Annotated in this window: 16 protein-coding genes; 6 read left to right on the forward strand and 10 right to left on the reverse strand. The window is 32.6% G+C overall.

From position 1 onward, the window contains the following. Nucleotides 1–33: 33 nt before the first annotated feature. Nucleotides 34–267 carry a hypothetical protein gene (locus WCG23_10325; protein MEI8390263.1) on the reverse strand — a complete coding sequence of 78 codons (234 nt, stop codon included), beginning with the start codon at nucleotides 265–267 and terminating at the stop codon, nucleotides 34–36. 255 nt (nucleotides 268–522) lie between these two features. Here WCG23_10325 and ispH point away from each other — a divergent pair, with 255 nt between their 5' ends. Then, the gene (gene ispH / locus WCG23_10330; GenBank protein MEI8390264.1) at nucleotides 523–1,395 is read left to right on the forward strand and encodes a 4-hydroxy-3-methylbut-2-enyl diphosphate reductase; all 873 of its coding nucleotides are present in this window, start codon (nucleotides 523–525) and stop codon (nucleotides 1,393–1,395) included. Continuing rightward, nucleotides 1,383–2,480 (forward strand): S1 RNA-binding domain-containing protein, encoded by a 1,098-nt coding sequence (locus tag WCG23_10335; protein ID MEI8390265.1) that lies wholly within the window; start codon nucleotides 1,383–1,385, stop codon nucleotides 2,478–2,480. Before ispH ends, WCG23_10335 begins: the two co-directional genes overlap by 13 nt. A 230-nt stretch (nucleotides 2,481–2,710) precedes the next feature. Here the strand turns inward: WCG23_10335 and WCG23_10340 are convergent, their stop codons facing one another. Beyond that, a complete protein-coding gene (locus WCG23_10340) occupies nucleotides 2,711–5,413 on the reverse strand; it encodes an ATP-binding protein (protein MEI8390266.1) in 2,703 nt (900 codons plus the stop codon). A 294-nt stretch (nucleotides 5,414–5,707) separates the two neighbouring features. On the opposite strand from WCG23_10340, the gene WCG23_10345 reads away from it, so the two are divergent. The 3 genes from WCG23_10345 to WCG23_10355 all read left to right on the forward strand — a co-directional run bounded on the left by WCG23_10345 (nucleotide 5,708) and on the right by WCG23_10355 (nucleotide 7,841). Continuing rightward, nucleotides 5,708–6,379 carry a response regulator transcription factor gene (locus WCG23_10345; protein MEI8390267.1) on the forward strand — a complete coding sequence of 224 codons (672 nt, stop codon included), beginning with the start codon at nucleotides 5,708–5,710 and terminating at the stop codon, nucleotides 6,377–6,379. Nucleotides 6,380–6,541: 162 nt separating this feature from the next. Next, complete coding sequence (locus WCG23_10350) at nucleotides 6,542–7,243, forward strand: response regulator transcription factor (GenBank protein ID MEI8390268.1); 702 nt, start codon at nucleotides 6,542–6,544, stop codon at nucleotides 7,241–7,243. A gap of 55 nt (nucleotides 7,244–7,298) precedes the next feature. After that, nucleotides 7,299–7,841 carry a pentapeptide repeat-containing protein gene (locus tag WCG23_10355; protein ID MEI8390269.1) on the forward strand — a complete coding sequence of 181 codons (543 nt, stop codon included), beginning with the start codon at nucleotides 7,299–7,301 and terminating at the stop codon, nucleotides 7,839–7,841. Between the two features lie 7 nt (nucleotides 7,842–7,848). On the opposite strand, the gene WCG23_10360 is transcribed toward WCG23_10355, so the two are convergent. The 6 genes from WCG23_10360 to WCG23_10385 all read right to left on the reverse strand — a co-directional run bounded on the left by WCG23_10360 (nucleotide 7,849) and on the right by WCG23_10385 (nucleotide 18,996). Next, nucleotides 7,849–10,938 carry a tetratricopeptide repeat protein gene (locus WCG23_10360; GenBank protein MEI8390270.1) on the reverse strand — a complete coding sequence of 1,030 codons (3,090 nt, stop codon included), beginning with the start codon at nucleotides 10,936–10,938 and terminating at the stop codon, nucleotides 7,849–7,851. Nucleotides 10,939–10,980: 42 nt separating this feature from the next. Next, nucleotides 10,981–13,584, reverse strand: a complete 2,604-nt coding sequence (locus WCG23_10365) for an HD domain-containing phosphohydrolase (GenBank protein ID MEI8390271.1) — start codon at nucleotides 13,582–13,584, stop codon at nucleotides 10,981–10,983. A gap of 47 nt (nucleotides 13,585–13,631) precedes the next feature. Beyond that, a complete protein-coding gene (gene lon / locus WCG23_10370) occupies nucleotides 13,632–16,022 on the reverse strand; it encodes an endopeptidase La (GenBank protein ID MEI8390272.1) in 2,391 nt (796 codons plus the stop codon). A gap of 264 nt (nucleotides 16,023–16,286) precedes the next feature. Next, a complete protein-coding gene (locus WCG23_10375) occupies nucleotides 16,287–16,601 on the reverse strand; it encodes a hypothetical protein (protein ID MEI8390273.1) in 315 nt (104 codons plus the stop codon). Nucleotides 16,602–16,956: 355 nt separating this feature from the next. Beyond that, entirely contained in the window at nucleotides 16,957–18,279 is a 1,323-nt protein-coding gene (locus WCG23_10380) for a DUF1015 domain-containing protein (protein MEI8390274.1), read from the reverse strand. A 345-nt stretch (nucleotides 18,280–18,624) separates the two neighbouring features. Then, on the reverse strand, nucleotides 18,625–18,996 hold the full coding sequence (locus tag WCG23_10385) for a hypothetical protein (protein ID MEI8390275.1): 372 nt from the start codon (nucleotides 18,994–18,996) through the stop codon (nucleotides 18,625–18,627). 268 nt (nucleotides 18,997–19,264) lie between these two features. Between WCG23_10385 and WCG23_10390 the strand changes: the two genes are divergently transcribed. Then, complete coding sequence (locus WCG23_10390; protein ID MEI8390276.1) at nucleotides 19,265–20,356, forward strand: NDP-sugar synthase; 1,092 nt, start codon at nucleotides 19,265–19,267, stop codon at nucleotides 20,354–20,356. 12 nt (nucleotides 20,357–20,368) lie between these two features. On the opposite strand, the gene WCG23_10395 is transcribed toward WCG23_10390, so the two are convergent. Together WCG23_10395 and WCG23_10400 are read right to left on the reverse strand one after the other, a co-directional pair. Continuing rightward, nucleotides 20,369–21,646, reverse strand: a complete 1,278-nt coding sequence (locus WCG23_10395; protein MEI8390277.1) for a hypothetical protein — start codon at nucleotides 21,644–21,646, stop codon at nucleotides 20,369–20,371. 119 nt (nucleotides 21,647–21,765) lie between these two features. Continuing rightward, a partial coding sequence (locus WCG23_10400) for a hypothetical protein (GenBank protein ID MEI8390278.1) occupies nucleotides 21,766–22,042 on the reverse strand: 277 nt, incomplete at its 5' end.

Consider the following 22,042-nt stretch of genomic DNA (forward strand, 5'->3'; position numbering starts at 1 on the left):
AGAATTAAGTTAAAAAAACTTTATCCTAATAAATTAAATTAACAATGCACTAGTTTTTAATTCCGAATTTGAAAATATGCTGCCACTTTTATTTTTGTGCAGCATTGAATCATTATCTAATTTGATAATAGAACTAAGCAAATTCAATTTCGGTGTTTCCGTATTTTCTGCAAAAAATGAAACATTTGTCTGATTTGAAATAATTTTTATTCTTTCCTGTATTTTTAAGCCCTTTGTCTCAACAAATGAAACTTGACCATTACTCATAATACCCTCTCCCGTTTGTGAAAAAATTAAATACATTCCCTATTTATATAAAAACAAAATTCATTATAAAATTGCTATTTTTTTAGAATTTATTAAAGCTTGAATTTAATCTATTACATGATATAAAACTATTACTAAGGCGAAACGGTTGTTTTTAACCTATTGCTTTAAATCTCTCGGATTGGAAGTGAACTTAAACTGATTTCTACAAAAACGAATTCGCAAAGCAGTATTCCTGCTTCGCAATTAAAAGATATAAAACAGGCTCAGCATGCAGGCTTTTGTTATGGCGTTCAAAGAGCGGTAGATTTATCAATAAAAATAAAAAAAGATAATCTCGATGTTCCGGTATATATTCTAGGACAGTTAATCCATAATGATCAGGTAATTGAAGAGCTTAACAGTCTCGGTATTCAAACCATAGAAGAAATACCCGAGAAAATTGACGGAATTTGTATTATAAGAACTCATGGCGTTACACCCCAGATGATTCAGGCTATTGAGTCGAAAGGTTGCAAAATTGTTGATGCGACATGCCCTGACGTAAAAAGGGTTCAGGATAAGGCAAAAGATCTCGCAAAAGACGGTTACAGAGTTATTATAATAGGCAAGGCTGATCACCCTGAAGTTGTGGCGATTAAAGCTCACTCTGATTTATGCTCTAATGAACCGGCCATAATTATTTCTTCAAAACAAGAAGCAGAAAATTTTTTACCGGAAATCAAAAAAACCGGAAAAATAGGCGTTGTTATCCAGACAACACAGCTTATAGAAAATTTTAAAGAGATTCTGCCAGTTATCGTAGAATATTCTAAAGAATTAAAAGTTTATAACACAATATGTTTAGCAACTTTTAAGCGGCAGCAATCTGCAAAAATCCTTGCAAAAGAGGTTGAACTTATGGTGGTAGTCGGCAGCAAATCCAGCGCCAATACCACTCACCTTGCAGAAATTATTAAACCTATTAATAAAACCATCCTTATAGAAACAAGCGCGGAGCTTGAAAATTATAAAAGTGCTATTGATAAAGCACAAAAAATTGGGGTTACGGCAGGAGCTTCCACCCCGGAATATGTAATAAATGAAGTAATTAAGAGAATAGGAGAATCAAATCAGTGTCAAAAGTAGTTGAAGAAGTAAACCAAGAAGCATTAGTCAGTGAATTCGAAAGATTATTAAACCAATCCTTTGATTATAATTTCAAAGTAGCTGATGTTGTTAAAGGCACAGTTATAAAAGTTGATAAATCAGCAATTTTTGTTGATATAGGAAGCAAAACAGAAGCTTTTCTTCCTCTAAAAGAACTTTCAAACGTTCCTTTTGCAAATATTGAAGAGATTGTTTCGGTTGGTGATAAAAAAGAATTTTATATCGTAAAAGAAGAAAATGAAGAAGGTCAGATAACAGTTTCTTTAAGAAGAGTTCATTATGCTAAAAATTGGGAAAAACTTAATGAGCTTCGTCAAAATGAAGAAACTATCAGTGCAAAAGTTATTTCACTTGTTAAAGGCGGTGTAATTGTTGAAGTTCAGGAATTAAGAGGCTTTATTCCTGCCAGCCAGCTAAGAACGGGTACTCCTCATGAAAGTCTTGTTAATCAGGAATTACAGGTTAAAATTCTTGAATCTGATGCTAAGAAAAATAAACTTATCCTCAGCGAAAGACTTGCTCTTGCTGAAGAAAGAAAGAAAATAGCAGGAAACATCATTGCAAATCTTGATGTTGATCAGATTGTAGAAGGTGAAGTAGTAAGAATAGCTGATTTCGGTGCGTTCATTGATATTATGGGCATAGACGGGCTTCTTCCTATTTCAGAAATTTCCTGGCAGAGAATTAAACATCCTTCAGATATTCTTTCTTTCGGTCAAAAAATTCAGGTTAAAATTCTTAACATTGATAACGATTTAAACAGAATAAGTTTAAGTCTTAAGAGAATGGAAGAAAATCCATGGGTTTCTGTTGAAGGAGAATTTCAGGAAGGTCAGGTTATCAAAGGTACCGTCAACAAAATAACAACTTTCGGCGCTTTTGTTAATATTTATCCCGGAGTTGAAGCGCTTCTTCCTGTTGCTGAAATGTCTGATTCCCATATCAATCCTTTCGAAGTACTTTCTGTAGGTGATGAACTTGATGTATTAATCAAAAGATTCTCTCCTCAGGAAAGAAGAATTGGTTTAAGTTTAAAAGACGTCAAAAGAGCTCAACAAAATTAATTTGCAAAGCTAAAGAAAAAGATGGAAGGTTTTAAAACCTTCCATCTTTTTTTAAGACCACTTTATACTAAACTTAAATTGCTGGTTAACTCGAATAACTAAATTGTGAAAATCGTCATTGCGAGCATATCAAAGCAATCTATTTTATTTTTATAGATTGCTTTGATATGCTCTTCGGGCTTCCACGCAATGACAGATTCAATTCAAGTTAATTGTCAAAAGACTGTTTTTTAGGCTTTTGATTGCTGTTTTTTTACTATTTGCCCCTTTGCTTCCTGCAATCTGGCAACAGCCATTAGATTTAATTGATTATCTTTTTCGATAAATTCGCCTTTTGTTCTCGCTGTATCTGTCAAGACTTCTATTTTAGCTTCCAGAAGTTTTAATTTACTTCTTCTGTCCTCTTTATCAAGCCATGAGTCAAGTTCTGTTTTGAAGACCTCTGCAGACAGGGTATTTCCACCTTTGCCGAGTTTACTGAAACATTTATCTCCATATTCATTGATAAAGTCTTTATGGAAATCAACAATCATTTCAGCAACTTTTGAAGACGTTTTTATCATCAAGGAAACATCCTGTTTGTTTTCTTTAAGCATCATTTTGGGGTCTGTGATAAAACCTGTAGAAGGACCTAAGCCGTAATGGTTTATTCCTATCTTCGCAGTTTTAATAGCTCCTTCTAAATCAACAGAAGGTCCGTAAGTACTTCTACCATTAAACATCATTCTTTCGGTGTAAATTGATCCGTAAGAAACGGCCATTTGTGCAATCAATGCATCAAAGGTTCTGGCTCCTCCTTCTCCCTTACCGAAGAAGACAGCTCCTAAGAACCCTGATGAACGCTGGTCAAATGTTATAAAGTCTACTTCATCAGGTTTTAACCATTTTTCTGTCGGCATATTAAATAATGTTTGCCCAACGATTGCATGTCCTAGTTCATGTTTGATTGTTCCTTTATTATCCCAATCAGGGAGTTCTGTTTTTATTTGATGACCTGCAATTAGTTCAAGCAATGACTCAAGAACATCATTAATAGTTAAGTTTTTATTATCATGTCTTTTGTTTGCAATTGCGTTTGCCTTGTCAATGATCGTTTTTAACTCTGCTCCGCTTGCTCCGTTAGTAACTTTTGCCGTTTCTTTAATGATTTTTTCTTTACTTTCTTTATTTTCAAATTTCAAATCTTTTGTAAGCAAAGTTATTGTAGAAATCCTTGCATTCAAGCTTTGAGCATTGTCAGGGGTTTGAATTTTTGTGTTAAACAAACCGGTTTTGTTAAACGCCTCCTGCATGAATTCAGGATTATTACTTGAAGCTAAAACAACAACATTTATATCACTGTTTTTATTATCAATTTTCTTTATTTCTTCAAAAACTTCTTTGCGGTAAACATCTAAGCCGCTTTTTCCCATGGGATCAGGAGATAAAACATCAAAATCATCAATATATAAGAAGGCTGTTTTATTATCACTATCTCTTGCCGCTGATTTTACGGCATCAAAAATTTCTTTTGGCGGAACTTTCTTTGCCAAAAGCTTTAAAGTAGATACTTCCATAAGCGGGGAATTTGTTTCTCCCGCAATAGCTTTTGCAAGAAGAGTTTTTCCTGAGCCTGTGTCTCCTGATATCAAAACACTGCTTGGCGGCGCATCCTGTGATTTTTTTGATTTTTTGGAACTTATTTTATTAGTTATAGATTCTTTTATAAGACTTTCCAGCGGGGCTATGCCGCCAACGTCTTTTAATTTTGTTTTTGTATCAAGAATAAGGTTAAAAGGATTTGAATCATCAGGCTCTTCTAACAATTCAGGATATGCCGTAACAGCTTTATCTAAATTTTTAGGAGTAATGACAGAATAAGTCGAATTTTTGTTTAAACGTTTTTTCAAAAGCGCAGCAGGAATTGCATCTAAAAGAAACTCCAGAGCTTTGCCGGGATTAGCGCCATCAATCTTTTTTGTCGCGTCCACAGCCTTATCTATTGTTTTATCAGAAATATCTACATTGTCAGGCAGAAAAGGATAAATTAAAATATCTTTATTTGCTTTCAAAAAACTTTTAGTTTCCGGAGCGCCTATAGAAGGCAGTTGAATTATTCTTGCCGAAGTATCCTCTTCCAGTATTTTTTCTATTTCTTTGGAAAATATTTGTTTTTTGCCTGAGTCAGAAGATTCTATGTCAAGAAGATCGGCTAATGGATTTTCAGAAGATTTCTCAGTCTGTAACGGTGCAAAAGATACAGTTTTTATTTTAGGCGAATTAAACATAAGAGATATTTTAGTCGGATCAGAAAGAATTAATATGACGTTTTTGCCTTCTTCAGTTTTTTTAATCCACAAATTTTGAGCTTTTTGAATATCAGGATCAGGTTTTTGTCTTTCTTCTTCCATAATACTGTTAAAATCTGCCGCTTCACCTTTTTGAGCCATTTTTTCATTAATTCGCTTACTAAAATTTTCACCAAAATTTGCTGATGCAAGTTCGGTATCAATAAAATAAACTGCTGTATTTTCTTTTGTCATTCCCAAATTTTTAAATTTGCCCTGAGCGAGCATGCTCGCAAAACTATTTGTTGCTACATCCGGCATGGCACCTTCTTCAAATGCCAGCATTGTATTATCGCCGCTAAAACAATTTTGGGCTATTAATTCAGCGGTTTTTTCATATGGTTTTAATTTTAATGCAATTGAAAGGTCTTTCTCGGAAAGCATGTCTGTTAAAAAAGGCGGAAGTTCTTCTTTTTTGTTAGCTGCATCTTTTTTAGTTGCCCCGAAAGAAAGATAATTTGCTTTTAAATTTTCGCTACTCGGAGAAATTAATTTTATGTTGGTAGGGTTTTCAGAGACTTCTGTAAGATTATTTTTTTCTTGTTTATTCTTAATATTATAATCCTGTTTTGCCGGTAGATTCAGGACATTTGACAATTTGATCATTTAAATTAAACCTCATGCACACACTATTAACTTTCTCAGAAGCTGTCTTGTTAAAATCAAAACCGCCTTGTCAAACAAGCCGTTTGTGATTTTGACCGCAGTCCCTAAACGAGCCTTTAAAACTTATATATTTAAATTTATATATTTTTAACAAGATAGGCTCTCACTTATCTACATAAAACACCTGAAAAAAAAAAGTGACAGTAAATTAAAAAAAAATTTAAAAATTTACTGTCCTTTTAAAAAAGATTTTTATATAATGAATAAAATATATAAAAGGCAAAGGTAGATTTTGTGATTAAAATCGATAAAATAAATGTTCTTATTGTAGAAGACCACGCTTTAACAAGGTTTGGTCTCAAAACAGCGCTTGAAGCACATGATAGTTTTGGCGAAGTTTATGAAGCTGAAAACGGGGAAAGATGCATTGAGGCTGTAATAGAGTTTAAGCCTGATCTTGTTATAATGGATCTTGGTTTGCCGGGAATTAACGGCATAGAGGCAACAAGGCAAATAAAAAGTTTTGACGATAAGATAAAAGTTTTAGTATTGACTTCTCACAAAAATGAAGACGAAGTTTGGGAGGTGCTTTCTGCAGGGGCAAATGCTTATTGCATGAAAGATATTGAGCCTGATAAATTAATCCATGTTATCGAAGATATTAATGAAGGAGCTGCATGGTTTGATCCAGCTGTCGCACATACAATACTAAAAACCATTGTAAAAAATAAAATATCAAAATCATTTGAAGAATTTGATGAAAACAAAGAAAAAGTTCAGCTTACAGATAGAGAGCTTGATGTTTTAAGACTTATTGTAGACGGATACAGTAATCAGGAAATTTCTGAAAAACTTGGCGTAAGTATTCATACTGCAAAAGCGCATGTTTGTAATATTTTACAAAAATTATCAGTCGATGACAGAACACAGGCTGCGATAAAAGCTTTAAAAGACGGTATTGTTTAAAAATAAATACTTTTTTGCAATAAATTTTCAGATAATTAGCGGATTGCACTTTTATTATCAAAAAATATTGTTATAATGAAATTATTGTATTCTCTATGCCTGACTTAAAATTTTTTAGGTTTATTGAAACAGGTAATTAAAAAAATATGGAATTAAAATCAAATGTCCTCTATTGCTAAAATACTTCTTGTTGATGACAATCCGAAATATTTAAAAGATGTCCTTCCTACTTATGGTTATGACATAAAAGTTGCAACAGACGGTATTCAGGCATTAAAAATTCTCGGGAATCATGAAAATCAAAAACAAAAAGGAAATGATAAAACAAAACAGCGGCGCGATGGCGGCGATTCGGAAGACTTTGATCATATTCCTTTTGATTTAATACTTCTTGATGTAATGATGCCGAATATGGATGGATGGGCAACTTTAAAAGCCATAAGAGAAGATAATAACAAAAAATCAATTCCTATAATAATGCTGACAGCCCTTGATAAAGAGCAGCAGCAAATATCAGGTTTAAAATTCGGTGCAGATGATTATATAGTTAAACCTTTTACACTTCCAAATCTTCTTGCCCGAATTGAAGCACTCCTGAGAAGATCAAAATGGAAACAAGAAAATTGTCAAACTACTCCTTCCAGTTTATCCTTTGCTTCAGATGAGCCTATAGATACTCTTACAGCAAGAGAAACAGAGGTTTTATCACTTGTGGCACAGGGATCAAACAATCAGGAAATCGCCGAAAAGCTTTTTGTAAGAGAAGTTACCGTGAAAACGCATTTGAACAATATTTTTAAAAAATTAAATGTATCTAACCGAACGCAGGCAGTTCTTTTAGCCATGCAGTTAAAAATTATATAGATTTAACTTATTATTAATTCTTAAAGTTGTAATCATTTCAAACGAGGAACTTTTTATGGGAAACATAACAAACAAAGAAGAACTTTTAAAACTTTTAAGAGCAGGTTTGTTTGAAAAATTTAATGAAAGCCGCTTTTATGGTGATGAACTGCTTGATTTAACAGAACTGGACCTGAAAGAATCTGCTATAAATTCAGTAAATCTTGATAAAACTGATTTATCAGGCTCAGACTTAAGCGAAACAGAATTAAATGAAGTAAATTTTAGCGGAAGTGATCTTAGTACGGTTATTTTTTCTCATGCAACAATTACTGATTGCGGTTTCTCTGATACAGTTCTTGAAGGGTCAATATTTAGCAACGCATCATTAATAAATTGTGATTTTACAGCTGCCGAGTTTAACGGAGCAAATATATGCGGGGCTGACTTAACCGGTTCTGATTTAAGTCTTTGCGAAAATCTTATGCACACTGCATATAATAAAAATACCGTATGGCCTTCGGATGAATGTTTGCCCGATGATTTTGATCCCGAATATGACAGCAGTTTTGCTGAACTCGAAGATGAACCGACCTTTACAGAAGATCTTTCGTATTAAAATTTTTTTATAATCTTTTTAGAGCCTGATTTGCATCATCAAAATCAGGCTCTAATTCTATCGCCCTGTCAAAATTTTCTTTAGCCGCGTCTAAATTCCCCTGTGCTTTGTTAATTAAACCGGAATAGTAATAATAAGAAGAATTTTTTTCATCCATATAACTAACCGGTTTTAAATAATTTTCTGCAATAGAATAATTGCCTCTTGTAATTTCAATCCCTGCAATATCAATCCAGATTAAAGAATGTAAAGGGTTAGAAGAAAGAGCTTTTTTGAGAGATTTTTCGGCTTCATCAATATCTCCTGAACGTAAATACATCATTCCAATATTATAATTGGCTTCCTGATCTAAATAAGCGTCTTTTATTATGTCTTTATAGCATTTATTAGACTCATCTTCCTGCCCTGCAACTTCATAAATTTCAGCAATATTAAGTTTTAATTTATTATTAGCAGGATCAATTTCAAGAGCTTTTTTATATTTTTCGAGAGCAGAGTTATTATTTCCTTCGGAAAAATATATTTTGCCTAAACCTTTAAGAGCAGTGATGTTTTTTTCATCGAGAGCAAGAGCTTTTTGGAAATTTTGTTTTGCTTTATCAAGCTTATTCATCTTAAGGTAAATATTTCCAATGGTTTCATAGATTAGATTTTTGTCATTGTTTCCGATAATAATATTATTCAAAATCTCCAGTGCGATATTATATTCATTTTTTGTTTCATAGTATTTAGCTTTATAATATTTGCTTTTTAAGGGGTTTTTTCTCTCGGATTTAAATAATAGCCAGTAATTTTGTTCGTTGAAATCTTCCCAGAAATAAGTGTCATTAATTTGTTGTTTTTCTGCCAGTTCTTTAACAAGATTTAACTCTTTTTCGGCTAAGTTATAGTTGTTTTTTTGAATATAAAGTTTTGCTTGTTCCATTGAGTAAGTTACACTTTCAGAATTAAGTTTTACAGCTTTTTTAAGCTCATTTTGGGCAAAGTCAGTTTTGTTTTCTGCAAGATAAGCTTTTGCAAGTAAATAATGCGTATAATCATCATTTTGAAATTTATTTTTATTGATTAAGTTAATTCCTAATTCGGGAAGATTCTGAAATTTGATTTTGCTTAAAGCATCACTGATAAGTAATTCATCTTCAGGGTTAAGTTTTTTCTTAGGAAAATAAATGTTTTTAGTGTTATCAATTTGTGATTTCCATATATCTAAATCTTTTACATTATCAAAAGATTTAGAAGCAAGATTGAAAAAACCGAGACCGGATAATTTTAATCCGAGCTTCATATAAGAATAATCATCATTTTCGGAAATAGAACTGTAATAAGTGCTGAAATCGTCCAAAGATTTTTTAACATCACCTTTTATAAAGTTGTAGAAAGCACTTTTTACATAATCTTTTTCGTCATAGTCGCTTAAAGAAATGTTTTTTATGCTTGAATTATCTGATGTATCGGTAATTAACTTATTATTAACAGTTTTTATTGTTAAAAAATCGCTGTTAGCCGTATTACCTAAATTTATCTTTAAAATGCCTTTATCCTGTTTAGAAATTACAGGTTTATCAGAGTTTAGAATCTCTATTTTAATGTTTGAAAAGCTTTTTAAAACATTAATTAATAAATCAGTCCTGTCAGAAAGGTTATTAAGCGATGTTTCCGCCATTGCTATATGGGTAGGAACAAAATTTTTGCGGGGTAAAACAGCATCCAGATTTATCCATTTACTTCCGATATAAGCCTTTGTCCACATATGATACCCGAAGGCTGCTTGTGAGTCTGAGGAGGGGGTTTGCTTCTCTGTAATATCAGTATAAATTAATCCCACAATTATTTTTGAAGGAATTCCTGCCGCTCTTAGCAGTGAGGCCAGCAAAACAGCATGTTCTGTGCAATCACCGCTTTTCGTTTCAAGAACCTGCTCTGCATTTGCAAAATCAAGTGAATAATTTTTGTTGGTTATATTGTTGTATACCCATGCTTCCATTTTTTTAGAAATTACATAAGCATCCGTTTCCCCTGCAACAAGGCTTTTAGCTATACCGGAAATTTTGTCGCTGTCAGTGATAATAAAAGGTCCTGACTTTAAATATTCCTCAAGTCCCTTAGCTTCGAAGGGGTAAGGATAATTTGCAATTTCCGGTTTTACGCTGTTAGTTTTTAAATAAATTACGCTATTGGTTAATTGGATAATTTTTTGCCTTTCATCCTGTAGAAAAAGACTATTCGGGTTGACATCAGAAGTAATTTTTATTTTATAATTTAGCTGATCTAAAGAATTTGGATCGGTTATTGCTTTATTTACATAAATTAAGCCTCTGGAAAATATATCATAATCTCCGGAAATATCTGCAATAGCATTTTTATTGGAAAGAATTTGTTCCATATTAAGCAAAGGTATGGCTTCTTTGACAACTTGCCCGTTTTTGTCTCTCCACTCATAACTTGTAATCCCGGGGAAAATATTCGTCGAAATTTTATATTTATTATAGTTATGATTTAAGCCATCTGCATTAAGATTTTCCTGTCCTTGATTTTCGGTTTTTATTTTTATGATTCGAAGATCAATAGCAGGTTCAATCGTTGAATAATCAATAATTTTTTTGTCCGAAGACTTGTAAAGATTATCTATAGCGTAAGGAAAAAGAATTTTTTCTTTATAATTAATGTTTTTAGAAGATTTAACACCGTTTACATCAAAATCAGCAGATATTTCAGAATCAGAATTAAATTTTCCCGATATTTTTGTTTTTTCTCCTGAACTTTCTGAATTCATTAAAAAAGAAATCGGTCTGCCTGATTCTTCTTCAACATAGTTTGTATCCTGAATTATTTTAACAGTATTGCTTAAACGCTTGATTTTTTGTTCAAAATGCCTGTCGGTGACTATATATTTTTTGCCTGCTTCTATCTTTTTTCTTTGAACAGAGCAAATATAGCCGGTTTTTATTCCTGAAACCTTGCTTATAGAACAGTTATCATAGATGATTTCCGAATTTACCGCCAATGCCGGACTATTGAAGCAAGTAATTATAAAAACAGGTAAAATAATAAAATAATGGGGTGTTAAAAAATTGGTTTTTTTTATACCGCTGCCCATAAATTTTCCTCAATTGACAAAAAATCATTTAAAAATTTAAATTTACTTTTGATTATAAAACTGATTGAAAGTCTTAAAAATTATATTTTCTTGATTTGTTCTTTGTTCATCATCTTTTAAAAGAATTTGATGGAATCCGTCAAGAGAATAATTTGTAAAAATTTTAAGATGCTCCTCAATGTTAGAATAATCTTCTCTCGAAAAAAGTATACCGGATATTTTATCCAATTTTAAATTAAAAAATACATTTATTACTTTATCATCAAAATGAGAGCCGGAGTCTTTTCTTAGAATATTTAAAACATTATTAAATGGCATGCGATCACGATAATGACGTTTCGAAGTTACAGCATCAAAAACATCGGAAACAGCAAGTATTCTTCCTCCAAGAGGAATATTATCCCCTGATAATTTCCTGAAATACCCTGTTCCATCGTATTTTTCATGGTGAGAAGATGCTATTTCAGGAACGTCTTTTAATTTATCTTCGAAATACATACTTTTTAAAATATCATAAGTGAGTTTTGCATGTTCTTGAATATGTTCATATTCTTCATCCGTAAGTTTGCCTTCTTTGCAAAGAACGCTGTCTCTAATGCCAATTTTGCCAAAGTCATGAAGCAAAGCCGCATATTCAATAATCTCAAGTTGTTCTTCAGGAAAATTCATCTGTTCTGCAATCGCAACGCTGTAAGCGGTTACTCTTTTTGAATGTCCTGATGTTATTTTGTCTCTGGCATCAATTGATAAAGCTAATGTATTAATAAAACTGTCAAAAGATTTTTTTTGGTTTTCGTACATAGATTGCTGTTTTTTAAAAAGACGTGCGTTTTCAAGCGCAATTCCCGTACTTGAACCTATTGCAATAAGCAAATCTTCGTCTTCTGTTGAAAAATATTCGTTTCCGAATTTATTTAATACTTGAAATACGCCTACAATCTCATGATTAAGGTTTCTCATAGGCATACAAAGTATTGTTTTTGTCTTATAGCCTGTTTTTTTATCAATTTCTTTATTAAATCTATGGTCATTATAAGCATCTTTAATGTTAATTGTTTCTCCCGTCATAGCAACATGACCGGAAAGCCCTTTGTCCGCGGGAAATCTTATTTCTTGTTTGCCCATACCAATAGCTACTTTTGACCATAATTCATTTGTATCCCTGTCAAGTATAAATAAAGTGCATCTGTCAGCAGAGAGTGCTCTTTGAGTTTCTTCGGTAATAACTGCAAGAAGCTTGTCAATATCAGTTTCAGCAGCAATAGAGCGTCCTATTTTTAACAAGGCAAGGAAAGGATCTCCATTTCCGTTGCCGGTTCGTGTCATATCACCGATTAATGCAAGAGTATCAAGAAACGATTTGCCGTCAGAAAATAAGTCTTCTTTTTTGGCTGTTTTATTTATTACATTTTTCCATTCCTGCTCGTCAACTTCAAACAGAAGATCTTCAATTTTTTTGCTTAATACGTATAGTTTATTTGCTTTTGCGAGATTCATTGCTTCCATAAGACTTGAAGAAGCCATAGGAAAATCAAAGCATTTTTTATATATTTTTCCAAGTTCGTAGTAACATCTTGCAACTTCAGAGTTGATTTCGGCTTCTTTAAAAAGCTCAACTGCTTCATGAAGACATTCTAAAGCATCTTTTGTCTGATCCATAAGCATATATACATGGGATTTAATTTGTTTTGCAAACCCATAGCCCCTTGGAGAAGATACATTGATGAAAACAGGTTCAATTTGTTCAAGAATAGTGAGAGCCTTTTCAGGTTTCATTTTTTGAATTTGAATATTTGCAAGTATGCATGAAGAAAAAGCAAAAATTATATCAAGTTTTAATTTTTTTGCAATTTCAATAGATTTAATGCAATATTCTTCAGCATTTTCATATTCACCCAACTCAAGATAAATTTTTCCGATTTCGCTCTGAATTCTTGCTGCCGTATAAAAATCATTTAAACTTTCTACGGTTTTCAATCCGTTTGAAAGATGAATTTTAGCTTCTTCATAGCTTTCAATGCTTGATAAATATCTGCCAAATAATAATTCTGTTATGGAAATCTCTCTTTTATTACCTGTTTCGCTTTTAATTGCAAGAGATTCTTTCATATATTCTATGGCAATCTGGTGATTATCTGCTCTTAAGTAAAAAATAGCAAGACTATCCAGAACTTTAGCATATTCCAGACTATTTTTAGGAAGAAGTTCTTGAGCAGACCGAAAATATTTTAAAGCATCACTGTATCTTTTTTCGAAAAAATAAATAATACCGTAATAATGCGATATTAGTGCTTCCGCTTGTTTTTGTTCTTCTGAGTCAAGCTTTTCAATAAAATATTTGGCATCATTTAAAAGTGTCAAAGCTCTAATTAATCTGTCTTTACAGTTTTTATAATGAATTAAAGCCAATTCTGCAAGACAAACAGAAATTTTAATAGTATTTTTGAGCTCGAAATAAACTTTTTGAGCTTCTTCTATATATTTTATAGACTTGTCGTAATTTTGACGAAAAGCTTCAATCAGGCCAAGTTCTAATAAAACTCTTGCCCTGTCTTCATCGCTTTTTATGTTATTTACATCCTGCTCCATTTTTAAAATTTGTTCGGCAGATATAGTATTTATAATGTCATTTTCAATATTAACCATAGTAGACAAATTATAACTTACTTTTATGTATTAAGGGAAGATTGGAATTAAAATTTAAACTCTTTTAATTTTTTTGCATTTTTATCACCTTTTCCGTTGTGAGAAAGTGGTTCTGGCGTATCAGAAAGTGCATATTCCAGCACTTCATCAAAATTTTCCACAATTTTAAAATTTATTTTTCCTTTTAAATAATCGGGAAATTCTTCCAACTCTTTTTCATTGGCTTTGGGAATGATTACATTATTGATTCCGCTTCTTAATGCGGCGATGCATTTTTCTTTAAGCCCTCCAATTTGCAAAATCCGGCCTCTAAGAGTAATTTCTCCTGTCATAGCAATGTCTGATCTGACAGGACGTTTTGTAAAAGCACTAATCATTGCAAGAGTGAGAGCAATACCGGCGCTTGGCCCTTCTTTGGAAGTTGCTCCATCGGGGGCGTGTATATGTATATCATATTTTTCCTGAAGATTTGGAGGTAATTTGAGCTTTTCGTAATTACTCCGAGTATAACTAAAGGCTGTTTGCGCAGATTCCTTCATTATTTCTCCAAGCCTGCCGGTTAAACTCAGTTTTCCATTCCCCGGCATTACACTTGCTTCGATTTCAAGAAGTTCTCCGCCGACTTCTGTCCAGGCAAGACCGTGAACAAGTCCTATTTGAGGCTCTTTTTCGGTTTCCTGTCTGGCATATTTATATACTCCCAGATAATCTGTAATATTTTCCGAGGTCAAAACAATATGAATATGAGGATTTTTTACAATTTCAACGGCAACTTTACGGCATGCTTTGGCTATATTTCTTTCAATCTCCCTTACACCCGATTCTCTGGTGTATTTGTTTATAATTTCTCTTAAAGCTGTCTCATTTATTTCCAGTTGGTCTTCTTTTATTCCGTTTGTTTTAAATTGTCTTGGGATTAAATATTTTTGAGCTATATTAACTTTTTCTTCTTCTGTATAGCCCGGCAGATATATAATTTCAAGCCTGTCTCTCAAAGGTTTATAAAGTGTTTCAACGGAATTTGCCGTAGCAATAAAAAAAACTTCCGACAAATCAAACTCTAAATCAATATAATGATCGGTAAAGTGAGAATTTTGAGAAGGGTCAAGGACTTCCAGCATTGCTGCCGTAGGGTCTCCCATGTGGCTTGGAAGCATCTTTTCTATTTCATCAAGTAAGATTACAGGATTTTTTGTACCTGCATTCTGGATAGCTCTTATTATTCGTCCCGGCATGGCGCCTATATAAGTCCTTCGATGCCCTCTTATTTCTGATTCGTCATTAATCCCGCCAAGGCTGACCTGTGCAAATTTTTTGTTCAGGCTCCTTGATATCGACTTAGCGAGAGAAGTTTTCCCTACTCCCGGCGGTCCTACAAGACATATTATGGTGGCTTGAGGTTCTTTTGAAAGTTTTTTTACCGCTAAAAATTCAAGAATTCTTTCTTTGGCATCTTTAAGCCCGTAATGGTCTTCATCAAGTATTTTTTGAGCCCTTTTTATGTCCAGCATATCTTTTGAGTTTTTAGACCATGGTAATTCCACCACCGTATCAACATAAGTTCTTATAACAGAAGTTTCTGCCGAATAAAAAGCTATTTTTCCAAGCTTTCTTATTTCTTTTAAAAGCTGTTCTTTTACTTTTTGCGGAATTTTTGCTGTTTCTATTTTTTCCCTGAGTTCTTCAGCTTCATCCAGTCCCTCTTCCGACCCCAATTCCTCTTTAATGGCGCGTAATTTTTCTCTTAAAAGAAATTCTTTCTGGGTTTTTCCCAGCTTAAACTTGACTTTTTCCTGAATAGCTTCTTCTATACTAAGCAATTCTATTTCTTTTGAAAGAATTTTACTAACTTCTTCAAGCCGTTCACGCGTGTTTAATGTTTCAAGTATTTTTTGTTTTTCCGGTAATTCTATAGAAAGATAAGTGGCTATTATGTCGGCAAGTTTGCCTGATTCTTTGATTTCTGAAAGGGTGATAAAGCTTTCGATATTAATTTTTGTTGTTTTCTTTATATACTCTTTGAATTTGTCTATTGTAAGGCTTATTAACGATTTTGTTGATTCATCTTCAACTTTTAATTCTTCCAAAACTTCGTATCTGGATTTATAAAAATCATTTTCTTTTACTATTTCAATAATCTTTACCCTTTCAATGCCGTCAGCAAGAGCTTTTATAGTGCCATCAGGAAATTTTAGAAGCTGTACCGCTTTAATAAGCACTCCTACCTGATATAAATCCTTTATTTCAGGATTTTCTGTTGCGTAGTCCTTTTGAGCCAACAAAATCAAGTGATGTTCTTCAGTTAATATAGCATTTTCGACAGCTATAGCAGACATTTTTCTTGATATAAAGATTGGTGCCATCATTTGAGGATATACAACAATATCTCTCATTATAACCACAGGAATAAAATCGTCTTTAGTATTAATATTTGCCATTTTTTGTTTTTATTTCCTCAAAATATCTTTATAATATTGAGTTTTTTTGCTCAATAGGACGTTAAAATTATTTGTTAATAAGACAGTTTCTAATAATTCTTTTCATAATAAGAGAAAATAACGCTGTTTTTCAACACCGTTATTAGCTATCTTTTTTTAAATTTCATTATGCTTTACATGTAAACAAATCCGTTTCAATATAAAATGAATAAAGCGCAACCAAAACAATTAGTTTGGTTGCGCTTTATTCATTCTCGTTTTCAGTTAACAACTAATAACTGTACTTAAAATTTCGCCGGGTTTAAAAAGTTTTAAAATGTTGAATGAACTTTGGGTTCTTGCAATCTTGTAGTTGAGAAAATCGCAAATTTCATTGTCATAATCGTCTCTTTTGGCTACAAAAGAATTTGAGCTACTTAAGTCAGAGATTAAACTTGCATGATCTATGGCGCTATATTCTTTTAATGCACAATAATTAGCAAACTTTAAGAGCTCATTTCTAGGAGATTTGATGATAAAACTTTTATTAAGTTTTTTATCGATCGCACTATCAATTGCTTGATTTGTTCTGCTACCCATTCAGAACTCCCTTGTCTTAAACTACTAACTCATCACAACGGTAAGGCAATTAAATTAAACCAACTATTTCAGTGTAACCATGTTTTTTTGGGGTTTCAACCCTGATTAAAAGATAACTTTTTTGCAAAGAGCCGAAACAAGGTTTTGTATATATTTAGTATATAAAGAGTAAATATATAGTATAGATAAATATTGGTTTTCGTTACATTTCTTCATTAAATTTTTGAAACAATAGAATCCTCGAAACCCACTTGTACAAAGATATATTAAGTGTTATTTGTACTCTTTTTTTGTTTTTTGCCGTTTTCGGATTTTGAGGAAAATCGTAACAAAATTTTACAATCAAGGGCGTTTTTTAGTCTAGAGGATTTATTACCAGACCGCTTAGTAGTTTTGGGTAGAAATAAGTCGATTTCTGAGGCATTTTATAGCCCTGTGAAGAAACTTCCTTGATAAGTTGAATACTTGGTGTTGCCATTATAAAAACAACTTCAGCCTGTTTGTTTTCGACCGCCTCAAATGCCTCAGCTTCTTTTTTAAGGTATTTAACTCCGTTTTGTTTAAACTGGTCTTCTTCTGAAAAGCAAAGAAAATCGCCTAAAATAATTTTATGAAGAATACTTAAATCAAGCTTTTTCAAAACATCAGGAACATCTTTTTCTGAGAGAATCTTGTCTACGGCTTCTTTTTCTCTTAATTTAAATAAAAGATATTTGTTTTCGTCTTTGAAGCAAGCGCCGAAAGCAATTTTCTGTTTTGCTGTTTCTTCAATATCTGCAACAAATTTTTCTTTTACATTTTCTCTTGTTACTTCGAAGAACTTGTATTCGGTTATGTCGAAGTATTTTTTTAAGTCCTCGAGAAGCTGATGTTTATTTATTTCTCTTTTTACAATCCTATGAGTCGGGTAAACCTTTAAATTTTCGTCATCAAGGTTGGTATAGTAAGCCATTACATAATTAAAAGCATCATTTTCGCTCCAGTCAGGATTTTCTGCTCGTCTGAAATTTCTATAAGCTATAGAAGTTTCGTATCTATGATGCCCGTCAGCTATTAAAACCTTTTTATCAGACATAATTTCGGTTATTTTATTTAAAACCTGTTCGTCTTCTATTGCATAAAGTATGTTTTGAATTCCAAGATCGTCTGTTACGTCAATTATTGGTTTTGCAGGGAGTTTAACGGCTTTGTCGATTTCACCTTCGGGATCTGAATAAGCAAAGAAAACTTGACTGAAGTTGGCTTTACAGGTTTTCATAAGTTTTAACCTGTCTTCTTTTGGGCCGCCCATTGTAAATTCATGAGGCATTATATTGCCTTTTTCGTATTCTTCTATTAAATTTCGGGCGATAAAACCTTTTCTGGAAATTTTGTCGCCTTTTGCGGTTGTATAATTTTGGACATAATAATAAATGCAAGGCGTAGAAGATGGTGTTAAAGCTTTTTGTTCAATAAATTCTCTAAAATCTTCTGCCGCGCGTGTGTAACGGTTATTGGATTCGCTGTCATCAGAATTAATTTTGCCGAGAATTAGTTTGACAATATTATAAGGAGATTTATTGTATAATTCTCCTTGCTCTTTTGAAGAAATAACGTCATAAGGCGGTGCTATAACATCGTTTATGTTAACTTTTTCAAGATTATAAACAAGTCCTTTTAAGGGCGCGACTTTTACCATTGATTTCTTCCTCATGTTAACTCGAAACATTTTTATGTCTTTTTTATAGCACTAAAATGTTTTGAATAAAATAAAAAAAATAGGATATTAAATTGGATTGCTGATACAATTGCGAGCGACCAACGGGAGCGTGGCAATCTGTTCTGGTATTGATATTTTTATAGATTGCCACCTCGAGCCTTTAGCTCTCCTCTCAACGACAAAACATAAAAACAAATTGCCTCTGCTTCGATATTGAAACAGGGGCAATTTCTTTTATTGATGATTTTAGTATTCCGCAAGATGTTTTTTTGATTTAGTTTTACTTGTGCTACCTTTTTCAAGGCTATCCAAAACATCTTTGCTTTAAGTTTTTAAATTTTCGGGTATCCGTGCTAAACCTGCCGCTTCTATATCAATTTCTTGTATTTTTTTAATTGTCTTTTTAATTAAAGATTTTATCTCAAAAACACTATTAAAAGATAAAACAGGAAAAGAGTAATGAGCTAAATACAATTTTTTAGTGTGCTTTTTGTACAATAAAGTTAGAGCGTATGACTCTTCGAATTGAATATGAGCATCTTTCCCATCATTAAGAAGCGGTCGAAGAGCTTTTTCAATCTTTTTCAAAGTTTTTTCATTCTTAATGTGTTTGGCAAGTTTAGCAATGTTAACAGTTGATCCGAATCTTACCTGCTGTTTTCCCTGTGGAGTAGGGTTGAATGCTATGTTCATCATTTTCGTTTTTCCTTTTGGGCTTTGCCATATTAACTATACATTTAAATTTAATTTATAAAATTTTTTATTAACTTATGGATATTTAAAAAACCCTCAAGAAAAAAATTAATAGCATTCTTTAGTATTGTTTTTTAAAAAATAAAGTACAAAGTGGCAGAGTTTTAAAAGAATTGTTTTAATGTTTCTTAATACTAATTTTTCCCCGAGTTAGGCATCTCAAAAAATTTAAATTTAATGATATAATCAATAAAAAAATAGGAGAAGGAACTTGATAAAAAAAGCAATGATAATGGCGGCAGGAGCCGGAACAAGACTAAACCCCCTAACGGCAAAAATCCCTAAACCAATGGTGCCTGTTGCAAATACGCCGATTATTGAGCTTATTTTAAAACATCTTCAAAAATTTGGAATAAACGATGTTGTAGCCAACACACATTACTGCGCTGAAGCTATTCACAACGCTTTTGGCGGAAAAAACCATCTTGGCGTCAATTTTAGCTATGTATATGAAGAAGCTTTAACAGGAACAGCAGGCGGTTTAAAAAAGTGTGAAAGCTTTTTTGAACAGGGCGAAACTTTTATTGTAGTAAGCGGTGATGCTTTAACTAACGTAAATATTGAAGAATTATACAAACAACATAAAGAATCAGGCGCTCTCGCATCGATTGCACTAAGAGAAGTTCCTGTGGAAGAAGTGGAGCATTTTGGAGTTGTTGTTACAGACGAAAATTCGAAAATCATAGGTTTTCAGGAAAAACCAAAACAGGAAGAAGCCAAGAGCAACCTTGTAAATACAGGAATCTATATTTTTGAGACCGATATTTTTAATTATATCCCTGAAAATACATTCTATGATTTTGCAAAAAATGTTTTCCCTTCCATTATGAAAAATAATGAAATATTTTGCGGGTTTAAAATAAATGATTATTGGAATGATATTGGCACTTTAGCCCAGTATAAATCATCATCTTTTGAAATATTAAACGGAATAGCAGATTTGCAAATGCCTTATAAAGAGTCAAAAGATGGATGGATTGCCGAATCTTCTAAAATCGGCAGCAATGTAACTGTCGAAAATAAAATTGTTGTCGGCGAAAATACTGTAATTGAAGATAATGTGGTTTCTAAAGGCAATAACGTTATTGGAAATAATTGTCTTATCAAGTCAGGTGCGCAAATTAAAGATTCAATTCTCTGGGACAATGTAGTTATTGAAGAAAACGCAAGTCTTGACGGTTGTATAATAGCAAATAATGTTAAAATCAAGGCTGGAGTAAGCCTTGATAAAAATTCTATAGTTCCTCAGGATGTTGTGATTACAAAACCCGAAGATTTATACAAAGAAACAGCGAATGTTTAAATTTAAAGAAATTTAATTAGTCATAGCGCCGGAATGACAAGAATTAAAATACTCTGTAAAGTAAGAAAAATCTTTTACATTCTGTTCCATTTTTTTAATGTCAGATTCTTCAATCCCTTCGTTTTTCTGTGAATTTGTCCAAAATTTAAATTCTGCCGAACCTTCTTGATAACGTCTGGGGTCATCTTTTTCAGGACTTTTTTCTTTTACAGTTGTGCCATGTCCAAACCAATTAGCCATTCCTTCAAATTTTAAAGCTTTTACTGCTGCTTCCGGATCTTTTCCTTCGGCTATAGCGTTTTTTCTGGCTAAATCTTTTTGATCTTCCATAAATTGTTTACTTTGTTCAAAAGCTTGTCGGATTTTATCTGCTTGAGTAATTCCTTGTTTTTCTTCTTCTTTTGTAGGTGGAGTTACAGTAATAATTTTGTCTGCCCTAAAACGGGTTTCAAAAGGGTTAGATTCGTTTTTTTCATCAGGTGTATAAAAATTTTTCCTGAGTTCATCAGCACCCTTTTTAAAATTTCCGCTTCCATCTTCAGTAACATTAAAAATAACAACCCGCTTGATATCAGGATTATTATTATCTGCTTTTTGCCAGGCTGTATTATTTTCTCGTCTTGTAGTAACAGGTTTTTGCATGGTCGGTGCCTCAGCATTAGAATAACCCATAACGGCCGCGTCTTTTGATGTTTTATCCATAGCTTTATCTATAGAAGCTTCTGTCCCGAGTGCATCACTAAATTTTCTTGTAACCCAATCTGCTTTTTCTCCGGGTAATGTTCCCGTTGCAGCTTCATTTTGTGATACTGCTGCTAAAACTCTTATATTATTGGGATGGGGATCGGAAACTTTTGAAGGATCAGGACGATTATTATCCAGAAATTGAGCATATTGATTTTTTACTGAATTCAAAAAGAGATTAGCGGTTTTAATAATAGGATTGGATTTTATATCCTCAGCCTGTTTTTTATCATTTTGATCTTGATCTTCTCTTAATTTCAAAAATGTTGCGCGGTCTGCTTCCGGGATTTTTGGTAAGACATCTTTAAGAGAGCCAAGTCCAAATTCACGTATGATAGCATCTTTTCGTATATCTTCTTGCATATCATTATATTTATCACCAAAAATAGATGAATGTTTGTTTGCAAAGACCTCAATGGCTTCAAACGCTTTATCAGGCTTTCCTAGAAATTTATAATATTCTACTTTACCTGAGTTTGTGGCATCGATAACCTGCTGTCCGATATGATTTGCAGGTAAAGTGAACGGTCTGTTCTCAATATTCATAAAAGTCTTTTATCCAAATAATTTTGTAAACTACTTAGATAAAACACCTGAATATAAAAAATTGCCTTTTAGAAAAAAAAAATAAATACTTGATAAAATTTAAATTTTTATGTGAATTATTAAAAAGTATAGCAAGTTTTAATAGAAAAAGTTGGGGTTTTTGAGAGTTGAGATAATCCTAAGGCTACCCCTTTGTATTTTACACTTGCACCAATATCACTGCTGACAGCTGTTTTATCCATATTAATTCCTACGTCTATGCCGTTATTATTGTTCAACTCTATTCCGGTGGAAAAACGGCCATTTCCTCCTTCAGTGGAATATCCAGCATTTAGATTTACCCCTTTTTCAGTTTGATATCCTATTCCGGTGGAAAAATGACCATTTCCTCCTGCA

This window comes from bacterium (assembly GCA_037147175.1).
Classification (GTDB): Bacteria; Cyanobacteriota; Vampirovibrionia; order Gastranaerophilales; family UBA9971; genus UBA9971.